The organism is Amycolatopsis sp. NPDC003731 (genome assembly GCF_053586895.1).
Map to the genome: position 1 here is coordinate 1 of NZ_JBSFNC010000309.1, position 1,574 is coordinate 1,574.

Consider the following 1,574-nt stretch of genomic DNA (forward strand, 5'->3'; position numbering starts at 1 on the left):
GCAAGCGCAGTGAGCAGAGCCGGCTGGCGATCCTCGCCGCCACGCTCGACCTGGTCGCGGAGGCGGGCTACGCTCACTCCGGCAGCGAGTCCGTCCACTCGGAACGGACCTGCGCACCCTGCGGATCGGCGACCACGTAGATTGCGCCGTCCGCGGAGACGTACATCGATGTGCGGTTGATGCGGCCGGTCGCGGGGTCGACCACCAGGCGGTAGTCCCCCGGCAGCAGGAACCCGCGGCCGCCGGGGACGGGGCCGAGGTCCTGGACGCCGGGGTATGCCGCGATCGAACGGAAGGCCGCCGCTCGGACGGCTGGTGGGGCGGGCAGGGTCGACACCAGGGACACCATCGACAGCAGCAGCTCCCGCTCGCGGTCCTCCGCGGTGAACGGGCCCGCGCTCGTCCGGGCGCCGCTGTGCGCGATCGCGTTCACGAGCCAGTCCCGCAGCGCCGCCGGGTCGGTGGGCAGGGTGCGGAGCTGCTCGAACGTCACCTCGGTGGCCGCCAGCCGCAGCTTGAACGCCCCCAGCGGCATCACCCGGCCCCCGCTCTTCGCGCCGCGGAACCACAGGTGGCCGTCGGCGGAGTACCAGTACTCGTACCCGCCCTTGGCGTCGGCCGTCTTCACGTGCCAGTACTTTCCGGTGTCCGCCGGGGAACGCTCGGCCACCGTGGCCGCCGCCAGCAGGACCTCCTGGCCCGTCAGGACGGGGGCGACCGCCTGCGGAGGCGGGGCCTGGGCGGGGGCGCCGGGCAGGGTGGCCACCACGACGGCGGCCGCGGCCGCCGCGGCGACCAAGCCGGCCCCGAGCGCCAGCGGGCGCACCCGGCGGCGGGGAGTCGCCTGCATGTGGTTCTGCAGCCGGTGCCGGCTCCGGTCGGCGACGTCCTGGGGCACTTCGCTCGGCGCCAGCACGGCGTGCAGGGTCTGCAGGTCATTCATCGGTGGCCTCCGGGGCGAGAACGGGGGTGAGCTTCTTGCGGGCGCGGTTCAGGCGGGAGCCGACCGTGCCTGGGGAGATGCGCAACGCTTCGGCGACTTCGGCGTAGCCGAGCTCGCCGAGGGCGACGAGCAGCAGGACGTCGCGCTCGCCGGCGGACAGCCGGGCCAGCGCCTTGCCGAGCTGCCCGGCCGCGATCGCCGAGACAACGCGGCTTTCGTGTCCTTCGGCGGCTTCGCGCGGGTCGAGCCGCGAAAGGGCGCGGTAGTGGCGCGCCTCCTTGCGGCGGTGCCGGGAGACCAGGTTCGTCGCGATGCCGAACAGCCAGGCGCACGGGTCGCCGCGGCTCGCGTCGAACGTCTTCCGGCGGTCGAAGGCGACGAGGAACGTCTCAGCCGCGACGTCCTCCGCGGCCTGGGGGCCGAGGCGCCCGGCGACGTACCGGTAGATGGCCGCGAAGTAGCGGTCGTGCACCTCGGTGAACTGCTCGGTGCCGAGCACCGAGGCCGCCGTCATGGGGCTGCCTCTGTCATGGGGTTCCCTAAGGTTGATGTTGTTCGGGGCGAGTGCCCTGGATGCCCAGGGCGTCGGGGTGTGGCTGATGAGGCTCTGCCTGTGTGGTGGCTCGGAAGG

Annotated in this window: 2 protein-coding genes; both read right to left on the bottom strand. The window is 73.6% G+C overall.

Annotated features, from left to right (window positions below):
- Positions 1-73: 73 nt before the first annotated feature.
- A complete protein-coding gene (locus ACWDN5_RS46765) occupies positions 74-943 on the bottom strand; it encodes a CU044_5270 family protein (RefSeq protein ID WP_449680793.1) in 870 nt (289 codons plus the stop codon).
- Positions 936-1,457 carry an RNA polymerase sigma factor gene (locus ACWDN5_RS46770; protein WP_449680794.1) on the bottom strand — a complete coding sequence of 174 codons (522 nt, stop codon included), beginning with the start codon at positions 1,455-1,457 and terminating at the stop codon, positions 936-938. Before ACWDN5_RS46770 ends, ACWDN5_RS46765 begins: the two co-directional genes overlap by 8 nt.
- Between the last annotated feature and the right edge of the window lie 117 nt (positions 1,458-1,574).